Origin of the sequence: Mesorhizobium sp. INR15, assembly GCF_015500075.1 — a bacterium.
Lineage (GTDB): Bacteria > Pseudomonadota > Alphaproteobacteria > Rhizobiales > Rhizobiaceae > Mesorhizobium.
Genome location: NZ_CP045496.1, coordinates 4,007,074 through 4,022,107, shown reverse-complemented (window position 1 = coordinate 4,022,107; position 15,034 = coordinate 4,007,074). Strand labels below are relative to the sequence as shown.

General features: G+C 59.4%; 15 protein-coding genes. 8 read left to right on the top strand and 7 right to left on the bottom strand.

Annotation, left to right across the window (positions count from 1 at the left end):
- Positions 1-14: 14 nt before the first annotated feature.
- The 6 genes from GA829_RS19580 to GA829_RS19555 form a co-directional block, all read right to left on the bottom strand.
- Positions 15-806 carry an aspartate dehydrogenase gene (locus GA829_RS19580; RefSeq protein ID WP_195174333.1) on the bottom strand — a complete coding sequence of 264 codons (792 nt, stop codon included), beginning with the start codon at positions 804-806 and terminating at the stop codon, positions 15-17.
- Between the two features lie 109 nt (positions 807-915).
- Positions 916-2,397 carry an aldehyde dehydrogenase family protein gene (locus GA829_RS19575; RefSeq protein ID WP_258051789.1) on the bottom strand — a complete coding sequence of 494 codons (1,482 nt, stop codon included), beginning with the start codon at positions 2,395-2,397 and terminating at the stop codon, positions 916-918.
- 76 nt (positions 2,398-2,473) lie between these two features.
- Positions 2,474-3,460, bottom strand: a complete 987-nt coding sequence (locus GA829_RS19570; protein ID WP_195174332.1) for a substrate-binding domain-containing protein — start codon at positions 3,458-3,460, stop codon at positions 2,474-2,476.
- Positions 3,461-3,504: 44 nt separating this feature from the next.
- Positions 3,505-4,203 (bottom strand): aspartate/glutamate racemase family protein, encoded by a 699-nt coding sequence (locus tag GA829_RS19565; RefSeq protein ID WP_195174331.1) that lies wholly within the window; start codon positions 4,201-4,203, stop codon positions 3,505-3,507.
- 30 nt (positions 4,204-4,233) lie between these two features.
- A complete protein-coding gene (locus GA829_RS19560) occupies positions 4,234-5,637 on the bottom strand; it encodes an aldehyde dehydrogenase family protein (protein WP_195179733.1) in 1,404 nt (467 codons plus the stop codon).
- 186 nt (positions 5,638-5,823) lie between these two features.
- Positions 5,824-6,741: a LysR family transcriptional regulator gene (locus tag GA829_RS19555; protein ID WP_195174330.1), complete on the bottom strand. Its 918-nt coding sequence runs from the start codon at positions 6,739-6,741 to the stop codon at positions 5,824-5,826.
- Positions 6,742-7,098: 357 nt separating this feature from the next.
- Between GA829_RS19555 and GA829_RS19550 the strand changes: the two genes are divergently transcribed.
- The 8 genes from GA829_RS19550 to GA829_RS19515 all read left to right on the top strand — a co-directional run bounded on the left by GA829_RS19550 (position 7,099) and on the right by GA829_RS19515 (position 14,195).
- Positions 7,099-8,214 (top strand): ABC transporter substrate-binding protein, encoded by a 1,116-nt coding sequence (locus GA829_RS19550; protein WP_195174329.1) that lies wholly within the window; start codon positions 7,099-7,101, stop codon positions 8,212-8,214.
- A 124-nt stretch (positions 8,215-8,338) separates the two neighbouring features.
- Positions 8,339-9,160, top strand: coding sequence for an ABC transporter ATP-binding protein (locus GA829_RS19545; RefSeq protein WP_258051788.1), 822 nt, complete (start codon positions 8,339-8,341; stop codon positions 9,158-9,160).
- Entirely contained in the window at positions 9,157-9,867 is a 711-nt protein-coding gene (locus GA829_RS19540) for an ABC transporter ATP-binding protein (RefSeq protein ID WP_195174328.1), read from the top strand. The genes GA829_RS19545 and GA829_RS19540 overlap by 4 nt, the downstream gene beginning before the upstream one ends.
- Before the next feature lie 3 nt (positions 9,868-9,870).
- Positions 9,871-10,641: a branched-chain amino acid ABC transporter permease gene (locus tag GA829_RS19535; RefSeq protein ID WP_210337678.1), complete on the top strand. Its 771-nt coding sequence runs from the start codon at positions 9,871-9,873 to the stop codon at positions 10,639-10,641.
- A 129-nt stretch (positions 10,642-10,770) separates the two neighbouring features.
- The gene (locus tag GA829_RS19530; protein ID WP_195174327.1) at positions 10,771-11,769 is read left to right on the top strand and encodes a branched-chain amino acid ABC transporter permease; all 999 of its coding nucleotides are present in this window, start codon (positions 10,771-10,773) and stop codon (positions 11,767-11,769) included.
- 124 nt (positions 11,770-11,893) lie between these two features.
- Positions 11,894-12,868, top strand: a complete 975-nt coding sequence (locus GA829_RS19525) for a quinone oxidoreductase family protein (protein WP_195174326.1) — start codon at positions 11,894-11,896, stop codon at positions 12,866-12,868.
- Between the two features lie 56 nt (positions 12,869-12,924).
- Positions 12,925-13,083, top strand: a complete 159-nt coding sequence (locus GA829_RS19520; RefSeq protein WP_195174325.1) for a hypothetical protein — start codon at positions 12,925-12,927, stop codon at positions 13,081-13,083.
- 5 nt (positions 13,084-13,088) lie between these two features.
- Positions 13,089-14,195, top strand: a complete 1,107-nt coding sequence (locus tag GA829_RS19515; RefSeq protein WP_195174324.1) for a branched-chain amino acid ABC transporter substrate-binding protein — start codon at positions 13,089-13,091, stop codon at positions 14,193-14,195.
- 87 nt (positions 14,196-14,282) lie between these two features.
- On the opposite strand, the gene GA829_RS19510 is transcribed toward GA829_RS19515, so the two are convergent.
- Positions 14,283-14,894: a 2-hydroxychromene-2-carboxylate isomerase gene (locus GA829_RS19510; protein ID WP_195174323.1), complete on the bottom strand. Its 612-nt coding sequence runs from the start codon at positions 14,892-14,894 to the stop codon at positions 14,283-14,285.
- Positions 14,895-15,034 lie beyond the last annotated feature (140 nt).

Here is a 15,034-nt window from a genome sequence, read left to right as displayed (position 1 = left end):
GGATGCACACCCGGCTAGAAACGCACTCCAGGCATTTGCAACAAAACCAACCGCGCCAAAGCCAATGCGGCGAGTTGGGAAGACTTCGGATTGGCTTTCAACGGTTTGTTGTCCACCTCGACCCGTATCGTACCAAAGACGCCGGCGGCCGTGATCCTGTGCCTGTTTTCAGTCGCGGACGGATCCGCCACCAGCTCAACCCTGGCCGCGTCGAGGCCGGCACCACTACCCTTTGCCGTGATGACAGCAACATTGGCGTTGGCAGGAAACGCCATCCCTGCCTGCCTGGCTGTGCCGCTGAAGAACGACACCGGAGCCGTGAAGACCCCATCGAGCAACGCGTCGGCAGGTGTTCCTTGCCATGCAGCCGGCGGCTTGATGATTTCATGATGCAGCATGTCGACGCCGGCCAATGACACGGCAGCCAAAGCATCAATGCCTGCGACCGCGCCGGACGAAACGATGAGCCGGCTTCCATTCGCGATCGCCAGCCTGTGCATCCGGTCAGAAAATATGTCGTCCGCAAGCGCGCTGGCGGACGAAACTATGAATGTGGGGCAGTACATCAAGGCTGCCTCGCCCCACGCCGATACGGCTTCGCGGCTGGCTGCCTCGACGACCATGTCGGGCCGGATCTCGCGAAGCGCTTCAGGTTCGGTCACTAACCTTGCGCCTGGCACGCCCCCGACCAATTCGTGCCCGGGAGGCAGCCCTATCGCCGCAATCTGGACCTCAGGCGCGGTCCTGCTGAGAACATCCACAACGTGGCGATTGATTGCGCCGAAACCGATGAGGACGATCTTCACGATGTTGTGGCCTTTCCTGCTCCGGAGGGCTGGAGCACCGAGCTCTCGATGTCGGGAGCAGTCACCACTTCAGCGCTGATGAAGCCTGACACTCTTTTCGTAATCCGGCTTACAGGGTGATGTTCACGTTCTTTGTCTGCGTGAACGAATAAAGCTCAGAAAATGCCTCTTCGCGGCCGATACCAGACATCTTATACCCGCCAAATGGTGCTCCAAGTATATGTGGTCCGGCGTCGTTAACCCATACATATCCACTTTCCACTTGCCTGGAAGCATGGTGAGCATTCCTCAAATTGGTGGTGAAAATCGAGGCGGTCAGGCCGTAGTCCACGGCGTTCACATCACCAAACATCCGCTCCTCATCCGTCCATTTGAGGACAGAAATAACCGGGCCGAAGATCTCCTCCCGAGCGATGCGTTTCGACATGTCAACATCGACGAAGACGGTCGGGTCGATGTAGTTTCCACCTTGCAACTCCGCCTCCGTCGGCGTGGTGCCGCCGTAGACGAGATCAGCTTCGTTGCGACCAATTTCGATGTAGCTTTTGATCTTGCCGAGTTGCGCGGGGGAAATTATCGCGCCCATGGTCGTTGTCAGTTCGGTGGGAATCCCCGGCTTGAAGGACGTGATTTTCTCAAGCAGTCCGCTCAAGACCTCGTCGTGGATGCTTTCGTGAACGAAGAGCCGCGAGGTCGACCCGCAGGACTGTCCGCACCATGCGAAATTCATGCCGCTGATGGCGCCGGCGACGGTGCGGTCGATGTCAGCGTCGGGATAGGCAATCAGGGCGTTCTTGCCGCCCAGTTCGAGCGCGGTGTGCTTCAAACCTTCCGCTGCCGATATCGCAGCCGCCCTGCCGGCAGGCACGCTGCCGACCAGGCCTACGACCCGCGTCAGCGGATGAGAGACAAGCGCCCGGCCGCATTCGAGGCCGCCGGTTACAAGACTGAGAACGCCCGGCGGCAGAATGCCATCGACAAGTTCCATCATGCGGATGACCGACAGTGGCGCCTGCGGCGGCGGCTTGAGGATCACCGTGTTGCCTGTCACCAAGGGCGCGGCCAGTTTACCGGCTGCGAACATCAGCGGATGGTTATAGGCAAGTATGCGCACGCAGACCCCGTAAGGCTCCTGCACGGTGAGGTTCAGCTTGCCCTCCCCGACCGGCATGACCTCTCCCTTGGCCTCGATGGCCAGGCCGGCGAAGTAATCGACCAGCGCCGCGCCATCCAGGACGTCGCGTGTCATCGCCCGTACCGGATTTCCGCAATTGGCGGAATCCAGCAGCGCCAGTTCCTCGGCGTTCTCACGCAACACCGTCGCGATGCGCTTCAGCAGACCCGCGCGCTCCTGTGGTTTGACTTTGCGCCACGACAGAAAGGCTTTGTGCGCAGCCGTTACAGCCCTTTCGACGTCCTGCGCATTGGCTTCCGCGACGGTCCCCAGTTCGGTCCCCTTGCCGGGGTTATACGTGGCGGCCTCGCCACCGCTGGCCATCTGCCACCTGCCGTCGATATACAGTCCGCGCTGGCGTGGGAGCGCGGCTGAAACAGCCTCGTCCATGGAGGCAAACCGACTGAAGAAAGACATATTGGAATTCCTCATTTCTTGCTGACGCAAGCTGTTTCCAGAAACCCTGAGATGGGGCCCTGCGGCATCGAGTGTTTCAAGTCGTCAGCATCTCGCTGAAGAACAGCTCTTCGGGCTCGATCTTTCGAGAGATCAGGCCGTCCTGGAATGACCAGTTGATCATCGTTTCCAGCACGTGCCGGTTCGCTGCAAAGCCACCAGGCCAGTAGTCCTGGCCCATGATCGCCTTGGTGCGCTCCAGCTCCTGCCGCAACCATGGAAGCCCGATCTTCAGTGCTTGCTCATAGGCAAGGTCCGCGCTCGCGAGACGCTGAGCTTCCGCGAATGCCTGGTACACGTCCCGGACAAGTGTTGGGTCTGCTCGAGCGTCTTCGGTCCGAACGCCAACCAGATGCATGATCGGAAACACCTGGGTCTTCGCGAAGTAGTCCTTCTCGACCGCTTCCGAATTTTCGAACAGCCTCCTGGTTCTGGCGGTTGGCCCAATGGAGCTCTTGATTGGTTTGTATGCGAGGATGGCGTCGATCTCGCCGGCCAGCAGCAGATCGTCCAGGAGTGCTCCGCCCGCCGCGACCGCGATGGAGATATCCTTGTAGAGGACAGGAAGCGGGATAGTGTCGCGCTCCTTCTCGTTAACATCGCCAACCAGCCAATGCACCTGGTCGGCCTCGACGCCAAACTGGTCCCGCAAACCACCCCGCGCTGCCAGCGCGGCCGTCATGGAATATTCCCGAACACCTATCTTTCGCCCGACAAGATCGCGCGGATCGTTGATGAGATTGTCCTTGCGGACATAGAACGCCCCATGCCGGAAACTGCGCGAAGGAAAGACCGGGATACCCTGATAGGCACATTCGCCGTCGACCCGCATCCGCAGGAAATTGCTGAGCGAAAGCTCGCTGACCTCATATTCCGCCGATGTGAAGGCCTTGGAGAATATCTCCTCCAGCGGCCTGTCGACCATCTCGGCCTCGCGTGCTCCGACCGAGATTCTGCCGTCATAGAGCGCCTGGGTACGATCGTACCGCCACACCGCGACGTTCAATTTCGCTACACTTGTCATGTCTTCAGCAGCCCCAGGGCGACAATTTCTTGATTGCGGGAAGCTCAAATCCCCTTGAGGATCTGATCGATGTGCAGTTGGGCCACGTCCAGAAAGGGAAAGTCCGGGATCTTCTCGGCGTAGAAGGAAGACAGATCCGTTCCCGCCAGGACAATGGCCTGGGCGCCACGCTTGGTGATGAGATCATTGGCCAGATTTCTGAAATACTCGACTTCCGCCTCGGTCCCGCGTTTCCCATACAATGCGATGTCGTTGTAGGTGTCGTGGACGGCGCTGACTTCCTTCGGATCGAGCCTGACTACCATGCGTTCCGAAACAGATCCGAAGATGTCCGACGCGATCACGGCGCGGTTGCCAAAAATGGCGACGCGCTCCAGGCCAGCGGACTTCAGGCCACCAGCGATGGATTCGAGCACATTGATGATCGGGCCCTTCGATGCCTTCTTGATGTCGTCGATCGCAAGATGCGGCGCGACAGCTGTCACCGACACGGTATCCACGCCTGCGTCGAACAATTCATTGGCCAAGGAGCCCAGATAGGTCCCAAGGCCAACGCGATTTGCCGAGCCGACATAAGCCAGAACGGTGCTGACATCCGCGTGCCTGAGCGTGAGATCCAGTGGAAGTTTGGCATCCGTGTATCTCTTCAGAATCTGATCATAGTAGAAAATTCCTGCCCTTATGGCCAATCCCCCGATCAAGCCGATTTTGGCTGGGTTTATTGTTACGGGTGTATTTTCCATTAGGATTTACTCCAGAGTACAAAAGATGATTCAGTTATAGTTGATCACGAGATGCTTTATTTCCGTCATCTCTTCCATGGCGAATTTTGTACCTTCACGACCCAACCCCGACTCTTTCCAGCCGCCGAAAGGCATGTTGTCGATCCGATAGATTGGTACGTCGTTGATCATCAGCCCCCCTACATCCCAATCCTCCAAGGCCCTGAAGGCCTGGCGAATATCGCGGGTGAAAAGGCCGCCCTGCAATCCATAACGCGTCGCGTTTGCCCGCAGCACCGCGTCGTTGAAATCAGAGAACGAGTTTATCGTCATCACCGGCCCGAAGATTTCCTCGTCCTCGACTTTCATCCCGGTGCTGGTGTTCGCAAGCAGTGTCGGCTCGATAATGGAACCGGCCTTGCCACCGCCAACCACCAATTCCGCACCGCCTGCGACAGCCTCGTCGATCCAGGACTTGATCCTGTCGGCGGATTTCTGGTCGATAACCGGACCGACATCGGTGTCGGCCATCGCCGGATCGCCGACCTTGCAGCTCAGGATTTTCCGCTTGAGGCTTTCCTGAAACGCTGGGCGAATACGATGGTCGACGAGAATTCGCTGGACGCCAATGCAGTATTGACCGCCATACACCACACCGCCACGAACGCAGCGCGTCGTCGCCAGATCAATGTCGGCGTCCGCGCAAACAACGACAGCTGCGTTGCCTCCAAGCTCAAGCGCGACCTTCTTTCTTCCGGCGATCGACTTGATATGCCAACCGACGGCCGCCGATCCGGTGAAGGTTACCATATGGAATCGGTCATCCTTCACCATGCGCTCGGCGAGCGGCACGGGACAATGCACGACTGTCAGGACCCCGTCCGGCAGGCCCGCATCCTTGAAAATCTCGGCCAGCAGGACCGCCGTGAGCGGTGTTTGCGGCGCGGGCTTCAGAACCACTGAATTGCCTACCGCCAGCGCCGGCGCCACCTTGTGCAGGACGAGGTTCAAAGGGAAGTTGAATGGCGCAATCGCCAGGATTGGCCCGATAGGAAACCTGCGCGCCAGACCGACACGACGGCTTCCCGCAATCATCGTTTCCTGGTCGACGCTGGCAAGGTCCATCCGGGCGCCGCCGGCGCCGGTATTCTGGTATTCGAAGATGCCGCCGTCCATGTCGAGGGGAATTTCCACGCCGGCAAAACGCCGCGCCTCGGCCGCCGCGTTGGAGAGATTAAAGATCGATCTGGCCACCTCGCCACGCGCATCATAGAGCGGCTTTCCAGCCTCCTCGGAAATCAGCGCGGCGGCCTCGTCCCGGCGCTCTCGCAGTATTTCGGAGGCGCGCTGAAGGATGTCGGCTCTGACAAAGCGCGGCAAGCGCTTGAATTTTTCGAACGATGCAACGGCGCCAGCAATGGCGGCCTCGACCTCGGCCTCGCCAGCTATCGGCATTTCGCCAACGAGCCGTCCGTCGAACGGTGAGTGGATTCTATCCTTGGACAATACGCTTCCTCGCCAGAAATGCCGGTCGAACGACCTTGCTGGCAAGAAGTTGTCACATCTCTAGTGCTCTGAAAATATCAAAATATTGTACTCTATGTTCGATTAATTAGAGCGTCGTAGTTGGCACGCTTGGGTCTAGATCGGCGCCCCCTCGCCATCCAGGGACTCGCCGACCAGAAGCGAAGCCAGGTTTTTGAGAAAGGCCTCGGCGGCTATCGGCAGCAACCGATCGGCATGCACGCAGACCTCCACCGATGACGACCTCAATTCTTTCACGTCCAGCCGAAGCGCCTTGACCATTCCCGTTTCGACATCCCGCCTGGACGACAGAAACGGCAGCAAGGTTACCCCCGCGCCTGAACGGGCGTAGCCGCGAAGAGCCTCGATCGAATTGGTTTCAAGAACCACATTGAGATGCAATTTCTGCGTAACGCACCAGCCGTCAACCAGCTTCCTTATCCCGAAAGTGCTGTCGGGAAGCGCCAGCGGCAGTTCCGCCAGTTCAGCCATGGTGATTTCATCGCGAGCCGCAAGATGATGGCTTATGCCGACGATCGCATAGAGCGGATCCTGGACGCGATGGGCGACATGCACGCCCTCCCGCGCCGGCGAATGAAATGCGATGCCTATGTCGGCATTTCCTATCCTGATGTCTTCGATGACTGCATCCGTACCCATGGCCCGCAAGTCGAAGGTGACCCCGGGATGCTTGCCGCGGAAATTGGCGATAATGTCCGACAAGGGACCCGCCACGACGCCGTCTATCGAAGAAATTCGAACATGGCCGCGCTTCAGGTTGTTGAGATCATCAAGGTTCTGGCGAAGGCGGTTGCGCTCGGCTTCCACTCCTTTGGCATAGGACAGGAAAGCTTCGCCGGCCGCGGTCAATTCGATACCCTTGACACTGCGCTGGAAGAACTCGGCGCCGAACTCTTCCTCAAGCAACTTGACCTGACGGCTAATGGCCGAAGCCGCCACGTTCAATCGGTCTGACGCCGCACGAAACGAGCCCTGTTTCGCCACCTCTATGAAATATCGCGGGCCAGCATCCATTCTGCATCTCCGATGCGCTCTAATTATTAGAACTTAGTCGTCAAGATATTGATATTTTCAGCGCACGTCAAATGTGAGAGCGTCAACAAAAGCGCGGGTTGACGAGGGCATCGGCCTCAGAGCCAGCCCGCTCGATTTCAGTCGAGCCCAGCCACACACGCAAAGAAAATGGGTTCGGATACTGGGCATTGAAATGATGCCGGCCTTCGGGGAAGAGAGCCGGCAATACCGCAAAAGGGGAGAATAATGAAAAATTCACGGTTTCAACTCGTTACATCGACAGCCTTGTGCCTGTTGCTTGTTGTCGCGCAGAGCAGCGCAACCCGCGCGGACATTCGAATTGGATCCCTGTCCGCCTTGACTGGACCGGCTGCGGACCTGGTCAAACAGGTTTTCGCCGCCGAACAGGCCGCGATTGATGAAATCAACAGCGCCGGCGGCGTCCTGGGGCAACAGGTAACGCTGATCCCAGCCGACACGGCCTGCAATGCCCAGGTTGGCGTGGACGCGGCGAACAAGCTCGTCAATGTCGAGCAAGTGGCCGCGATCATCGGCGGCACCTGTTCGGGCGAAACGATACCGGCTGCCAGCAACGTGGCGGGACCGGCCGGGGTTCTGATGGTGTCGCCGGTATCGACGTCTCCCGAGATCACCAAACTCGATGACAAGGGTGTGCTGTTCCGGGTTGTGCCGTCGGACAATTTCCAGGGCATCTTCATGGCCCGGTTGTTGTTGTCCAAGGGGATCACCAAGGTCGCGCTTACCTATGTGAACAATGACTATGGCGTCGGCCTGGCGGAGGCTTTTCGGAAAGCCTACCTCGCGGGCGGGGGAAAGATCGCCGGCGACAGTGTTCACGAGGACAAGAAGGAATCCTACCGGGCCGAGCTGGCAACCCTGGCAAGCGGCGGCGCTCAGACGTTGGTCCTCTTCGCAATCGGCGATTCGAGCGGCCTCACCATCATGCGGCAGTCGCTCGAATCCGGGCTTTTCGAGAAGTTTGCCGTTGCCGATGGGATGAAGGTCTCCGCCCTTTTGGATGGCATCGGTGCTGAAAATCTGGAAGGACGAATTATCGGCAGTGTTCCCACGGGGGCCATCGGACCACAGAGCGATCGCTTCAAGGAGCTTTATGGCCACACCGACAAATTCACCTTCGGGTATACGTTCACCGCGCAGGGCTACGACGCCGCGATGATCACGGCGCTTGCCATCGAGAAAGCCGGATCCACCGATCGGCGGGCAATCGTCAACGCCGTTCGCGACGTCACCAATGCCCCGGGCGAAATCGTCGGTCCCGGCGACTGGGCCAAGGCCGTCGAATTGATCAAGGCCGGCAAGGATATCAACTATAGCGGCGCGGCCGGAGATCACGAATTCGACGAGAATGGCGATGTCGCGGGTGTCTTTTCCGAGTGGACCATCAAGGCTGGAGCCGTCGTCGTAAGTGCACCCGTGGCGTTGGAAAAATAGCGCCTGTGTAACTCAGGCGGGCTAAGGTGCCTGTGGCCTTCTCTGGCCACCCTCGGCTCGAACGGTCGCACAAGGCCGGCCTTCAGGTGCGCCACCTGGTGAACAACGTCTCCAAGGAACGATCATGAAAGAAGTTGTCATGCCTCAATCGAGGGCGGCACCGCCAGGCGCGGGGCTCTCGATACAGGGAATAAGCAAATCATTCGGTGGCTTGCGTGCGGTAGAGAATTGCAGCTTCGACATAGCAGGGGGTTCTATCACCGGGCTGATAGGGCCGAACGGTGCGGGCAAAACGACCCTGTTTTCCATTGTGACAGGATTTCTGTTCGCGGATTCTGGCAGAATTATCCTTGATGGCGCGGACGTCACGCGTCTTGCGCCTCACGAACTGTTCCATCGCGGGCTGGTGCGCACATTTCAGATACCGCACGAATTCAGCAAGCTGAGCGTGTTGGAAAACCTGATGGTGGTTCCGGCTCGCCAGCCCGGCGAAAACCCCATCACGGCCTGGTTCAATCCCCACGCCGTCCGCGAGCGTGAAGAGCAGGTGTTTGAGGAGGCCAGGAATACGCTTGCCTTTCTCGGCCTGGAAAAAGTCCGCGACCTGCCCGCCGGCAATCTCTCTGGGGGACAACGCAAACTGATCGAACTGGGCCGAGCGATGATGTCGGGAGCCGGGACGGTGCTGCTCGACGAACCCGGTGCCGGCGTCAATCCAACCCTGCTGACCGAACTGGGCCAGATGATCGTGCGGCTGAACCGGGAGCGCGGCACCACATTCTGCATCATCGAACACAACATGGATCTGATCACCAGCCTTTGCGACACCGTGATCGTCATGTCGTCGGGATCGGTGCTGACACAAGGCTGCATGTCGGACATCAAGAAGGACGACAGGGTGCTGGCGGCCTACCTTGGATCGTCTGACGCTGGGGCTTTGCAATGAGCCTTTTGTCCCTCGAGGGCGTCGTCGCCGGTTATGGGCCGGATGTGCCGATCCTGCACGGCGTCAACCTTCGCCTCGACGCCGGTGAAATCGTTGCCATTGTTGGACCCAACGGCGCCGGCAAGTCGACCGCGATGAAGGCGGCCGTCGGATTGCTGAACATTCATGACGGCCGGATCAGGATGGGCGACAAGGACGTAACCGGCAGCAGCCCGGAATCCATCGTCAGGAAAGGCCTCTCGTTTGTCCCGCAAACCGAGAATGTATTTCCCTCCCTCACGGTTCAGGAAAATCTGGAACTGGGCGGATATTTCTGCTCTCGCGGGCATGTCAGAGCCGGGCTCGAGCGCATCTACACACTGTTTCCACCACTGCGCGACAAGCGGCACCAGAAGTCGGGCTGCTTGTCCGGCGGGCAGCGCCAGATGGTGGCCATGGGGCGCGCGCTCATGCCCGATCCCAGCGTCATGCTTCTCGACGAACCGACCGCCGGACTAAGCCCCAAATACGCGGAGGAAATCTTCAGCCTGGTTCTGGGTATCAACGCCAACGGAACGTCGGTGCTGATGGTGGAGCAGAATGCCAAGCAGGCATTGATGATCTCCAATCGCGGCTACGTGCTTGTCGATGGCAGAAACCGGCATGAAGGCCCCGGAAACGATCTCGTGCGCGACAGGGAAGTCGCGGAAATGTTTCTGGGAGGCTAGCCGATGGATCAGATACTCATTTTCATCAACGCATATCTCGTTCCTGGCATCGTTTCCGGTTCGATATACGCTCTCGGCGCGATCGGATTAACGCTGCTTTTTGGCGTGTTGCGCTTCACCCACTTCGCTCACGGCGACGTCATGACGGCGGGAGCCTATTTCGCACTCACTTTCGTCGGCCTGCTGGGCCTGCATCCGGTTTTGGCCCTGCCGATAGCCATGCTCTGCACATCCGTCCTGTGCCTTGGCATCAACCATTTCTTCTACAGGCCGCTCATGAAGCGGCCTTCCCTGGTGCTGACCATCAGCTCGTTTGGTGTCGCGCTGATGATCAGAGCCTCTATCCAGCTGCTCTACGGGGTCGAGTCGCACTACTATGTCCGAGGTATCCAGCGCTCGACCGAATTCTTCGGCACGTTTCGAATTGTCGATAGGCATATCTGGATCGTCTGCTGTGCCGTTGTCCTGATGGCGGCACTGCACCTGCTCTTGACCTATACCCGTCTGGGCAAGGCAATGCGGGCCGTGAGCGACTCTCCCGATCTGGCGCGCCTGACCGGTATCTCCACGTCGGCAATCGTCAAGGCGACGTGGGTGATTGGCGGATCACTTGCCGCGGTCGCCGGCGTCTTTCTGGGCTGGGACGGCTTTATTCAGGCAAACATGGGCTGGGATCTGCTTCTGCCGATGTCGGCGGCCGCCATCCTCGGGGGGCTCGGGCGGCCATACGGGGCCATGGTTGGTGGCCTGGTGATCGCCTTGCCGAAGAGCTGAGCAGCTATCCGTGGTTTGGCGGCGATGCCCTTCTGTCACCCGGCTACAAGACCGGCGTGGCCTTCACCATCATGGTCGCAATGCTCATTTGGCGTCCGAACGGGTTGTTCGGTGGAAGGGTGCAGTAACATGGAAATCCTGATCGGTTACAGCAACTACGCCATTGCGCTCGCGACCATGATCGGAATCTATGCGATCATGGCGCTGGGCCTCAACATCCAGTGGGGCCTTACCGGCCTGTTCAACCTGGGCATCGCGGGGTTCTTCGCTGTCGGTGCCTATGCAAGCGCGATTTTGACGACGTCTGACACCACCAAGCACATTGGCGGGTTCGGTCTTCCGGTCGTCCTGGCCTGGCCGCTTGCAATGGTCGCGGCCGCCATCATTGCCTGGGCCGTGGCGCGTATTTGCATTCGCTTGCGGGCCGACTACCTGGCGATTGCAACCATTGGCATCGGCGAAATCCTCAGATTGATATTCAAGAACGAGCAATGGGCGACGGGTGGAACGCGCGGCATATCCAACATTTCCCGGCCGTTCGAGCAATTGCCGGGAATTTGGGCGCCGCTCGCGTTCCTAGGCTTGGTCCTGACCTTGGCAATGGTCGCCTACTGGCTGGCCGAAAGGGGGAGGACATCACCCTGGGGGCGCGTGGTGCAGGCCATTCGCGACAACGAGCCGGCTGCCCGCGCGGCCGGCAAGAACGTGGAAACCTTCCGGATCCAGGGCTTTGTCATCGGGTCGGCCTTGATGGGCTTGGCCGGGGCTCTTACGGCCCACTACTTCAAGTTCGTTGGGCCTGAGGCAACCGACCCATTGCAAATTACCTTCCTTGTCTGGGTCATGCTGATTGTTGGTGGGAATGGCAGCAACCGTGGCGCGATTCTGGGTGCCGCGGTCATCTGGACGATGTGGTCGGCGTCCGAACTCGTCACCTCCCGTCTTTCGGGTGACTGGGCTCACCGCGCGCCGTTCGCCAGGCTGTTCCTGGTTGGCCTGATCCTGCAGATCATGCTGCAGCACTTCCCCGCCGGGCTCATGCCGCCACGGCGACAAGTCGCGGCCTGGCGCCCCAGGAAGCCCGCCGCCATTGTGCCGCAACCACCACAGGTCCTGCCGCCTTTTTGACCGGTCGGCCCGCGAGAGGCCGCTAGGCCGCCGCAGAACCTTCGCGACCGCAACCCGCCGCATGACTTTCAACGGCTGGTGGCCATCGTTCCTTTGACAATCGTTCAGAAAAAATGGAGATCCAATGCCATTCGCCATGCTTGCGCCCCGGCCCGGAAATGCCGACGCCCTGATCAAGACCGGGATCGACTTACTGGCTCCGGCTCCGGGTGAGGTTCAAATCCGGCACGCCGCCATCGGCCTCAACTTTCTCGATGTCTATTACCGTTCGGGCGCCTATCCTTGGCCGGTTGAAAAAGACCTGATCGTTGGAAGCGAAGCCGCTGGCGTCGTCGAACGGTTAGGCTCCGATGTCGTGGATTTCACCGTTGGCGATCGTGTTGCCTACACCATGCCAACCGGCGCCTACGCGTCTCACCGCAATATTTCACAGAACGTCCTGGTGAAAGTGCCAGATGGGATCCGCGACGAAGATGCGGCCAGTTCGCTGCTGAAGGGCCTTACTGCCTACTACCTGCTTCACGAGAGCTTCAAGGTCGAGCCTGGCCACACGGTCCTGTTTCACGCTGCCGCCGGCGGCGTGGGTTCGATTGCCGGCCAATGGCTGTCTAGCCTCGGCGCGACCGCGATTGGCACAGCGCGCGGCGTGGCCAAATGCGAGGCCGCACGCGGCTCCGGCTTCCAGCATGTGATCGATTATGGGTCCGAGGATTTCGTCGATCGGGTCAAGCAGATCACGGGCGGGCTCGGCGTTGACGCGGTTTTCGATTCCGTAGGGGCCGATACCTATCCGGGGTCGCTAAAGTGCCTAAAGCCTTTTGGCAGGCTGATCTGCTTTGGGCAGTCGTCCGGCCCCATCAAGAATTTCGCGATCTCGGACCTTGCAGCGGGCTCGTTTTCCGTCACGCGCCCAGTTCTATTTCACTACACGCGCGATCGTGCGTGGCTGGAAAAAGCGGCGGACGCACTCTTTGGCATGATCTTGAAGGAAGAGATCGGCCGGTTCGCGGGCGAAACATTTCCTCTCGAGCGTGTCGGCGAAGCTCACCGGAAACTGGAGAGACGCGAGATCACCGGCAGTGTCGTCCTGATCCCTTGATGTCCGTTTCACTCGCCCGGTCTGGTTCCTGTTCGGGACCAGGGTGGGGATTTCAAGTGGCTGTTGTTTTGAGTGTCGCCCTGAGCGCCGCTCACCCGCCGTTGAACAATTCTCTTTTGCCCGCCCATTCGGGCGTCGTCATTGTCCGCCGGCAAAACGGCGATGCCCTGTTTGCGATCATCGCTGTTTCACGTCCGTACCACAAAGGGGAATGAGAATAATGCTTTTTGGAAAATCACTAGGCCTCGCACTGGCAGCTTCACTGACTGTTGCGACGGCCGCGAGAGCCGACGTGACAATTGCCCTGGTCGCACCCTTGACCGGTCCCATCGCGGCCTATGGCGACCTGGTCAGAAACGGTGCTCAGGCCGCGGTCGACAACATCAACAAGTCAGGCGGGATAGGCGGCGAAAAGGTCGTCCTCAAACTCGCAGACGACGCTGGCGATCCCAAACAAGGCGTTTCGGTTGCCAACCAGCTTGTCGGGGAAGGAGTCCGTTTTGTTGTCGGCCCGGTAACCTCCGGTGTTGCAATCCCGGTGTCCGACGTTTTTGCCGAGAACAACATCCTGATGGTGACCGCTACAGCCACGGCCCCAGATTTGACGTCGCGCGGCCTATCGAATGTCTTTCGCAGCTGCGGCCGCGATGATCAGCAGGCCGATGTGGCGGCGAGCTATGTGCTGCAGCACCTGAAGGACAAGCGTGTCGCGGTCATCCATGACAACGGTGTCTATGGCAAAGGACTTGCCGATGCATTCAAGAAGGTGATCAACGCCGGAGGCATCAACGAGGTCGTCTATGCTTCTGTCACGCCTGGCGAGAAGGATCTCTCTGCCCTGGTTGCCCGGCTCAAGTCCGAGAAAGCCGAAGTGATCTATTTCGGCGGATTCCACCCGGAGGGAGGACTTCTCGCACGTCAGCTCGCCGACATTCAGGTCAAGGCTCAGATCATTGGTGGCGAGGGCCTCTCCAACACGGAATATTGGGCGATCGCCAATGACGCCGCGGCCGGTACGATCTTCACCAATGCCAGCGATGCAACCAAGAATCCGGCTTCCGCCGACGCAGTGAAAATACTGAAGGAGAAGAACATTCCGCCTGAGGCATTCACCCTGAATGCATACGCTGCAGTCGAGGTGCTGAAGGCCGGCATCGACAGGGCCGGAACGTCCACCGATACGGCCGCCATCGCAACGGCGCTGAAGGACGGAAAGCCGATCAAGACGGCCATAGGCGAGCTGACTTATAGCCAGAACGGCGACCTCAGCTCGCCACGGTTCAGCCTGTTCACGTGGAAAGACGGCAAGATCGTCGACATGGAATAAATCCGGTCATGTCTAGCGAGCAGAAGGCCGGCTCAAGCCGGTCTTTTTGCCCGACTAAGCAACACCCAGGGCGCGACGCCGGAAGGCCTACCAACCGCCGCTGGCGAGCCATCGGTCGACCATCGCCAAACGGTCCGACCCCCAGAACGCTTCTCCCTCGACGACGAAGAACGGCGACCCGAATATCCCGCGCTCAATGGCTTCGTCGTTTCTGTTCCGAAGCGCATCCTTCCATCGCTGATCGGACGCCGCATCGAAGAGAAGCTGCTCGTCGAGCCCGAGTTCAGCGCCCAAGCGCGCAGCGACGAAAACGTCCGCGATATCGGCTCCCCGGTCGTACATCGCGGTCAGGAGGTGACGCGACAGCCCACCGGCGATCTCGGGCCGCGTGCTTTCCACGGCGTAGGTCATGCGAGCCGGAACGAGCGACACGATCGGAAATATATCAGGCAACGAGAAGCGCACCTGCTGCAGTCTCGCAAGGCGCTGCCAGTCATGCATTGCGTAGGCGCCGCGCAGCGGCTGGCCAGGTAGCGGCTCCATCCTCGTTACCTTGAACACGGCACCGAGCAGGAAGGGCCGCCAGACAATCGATCTTGCATGGCGCCCCGCAACCGCATCGATCTCAAGTGCTGAGAAGTAGGCATAAGGCGACGTGAATTCGAACCAGAATTCGATCGGACCGGATACAGATTTCATCGGTCCGTCCTAGCTAGCGCGCGATTGATTGAACGCTCCGCGCGCAACACCCAGAAAAAGAGGAACGGTCAACAGGTACCAAGACCACTGCAGGAATGGGAACTCTCCCAGGGCATAAGCTTGTTGACCGTTCCATCGGA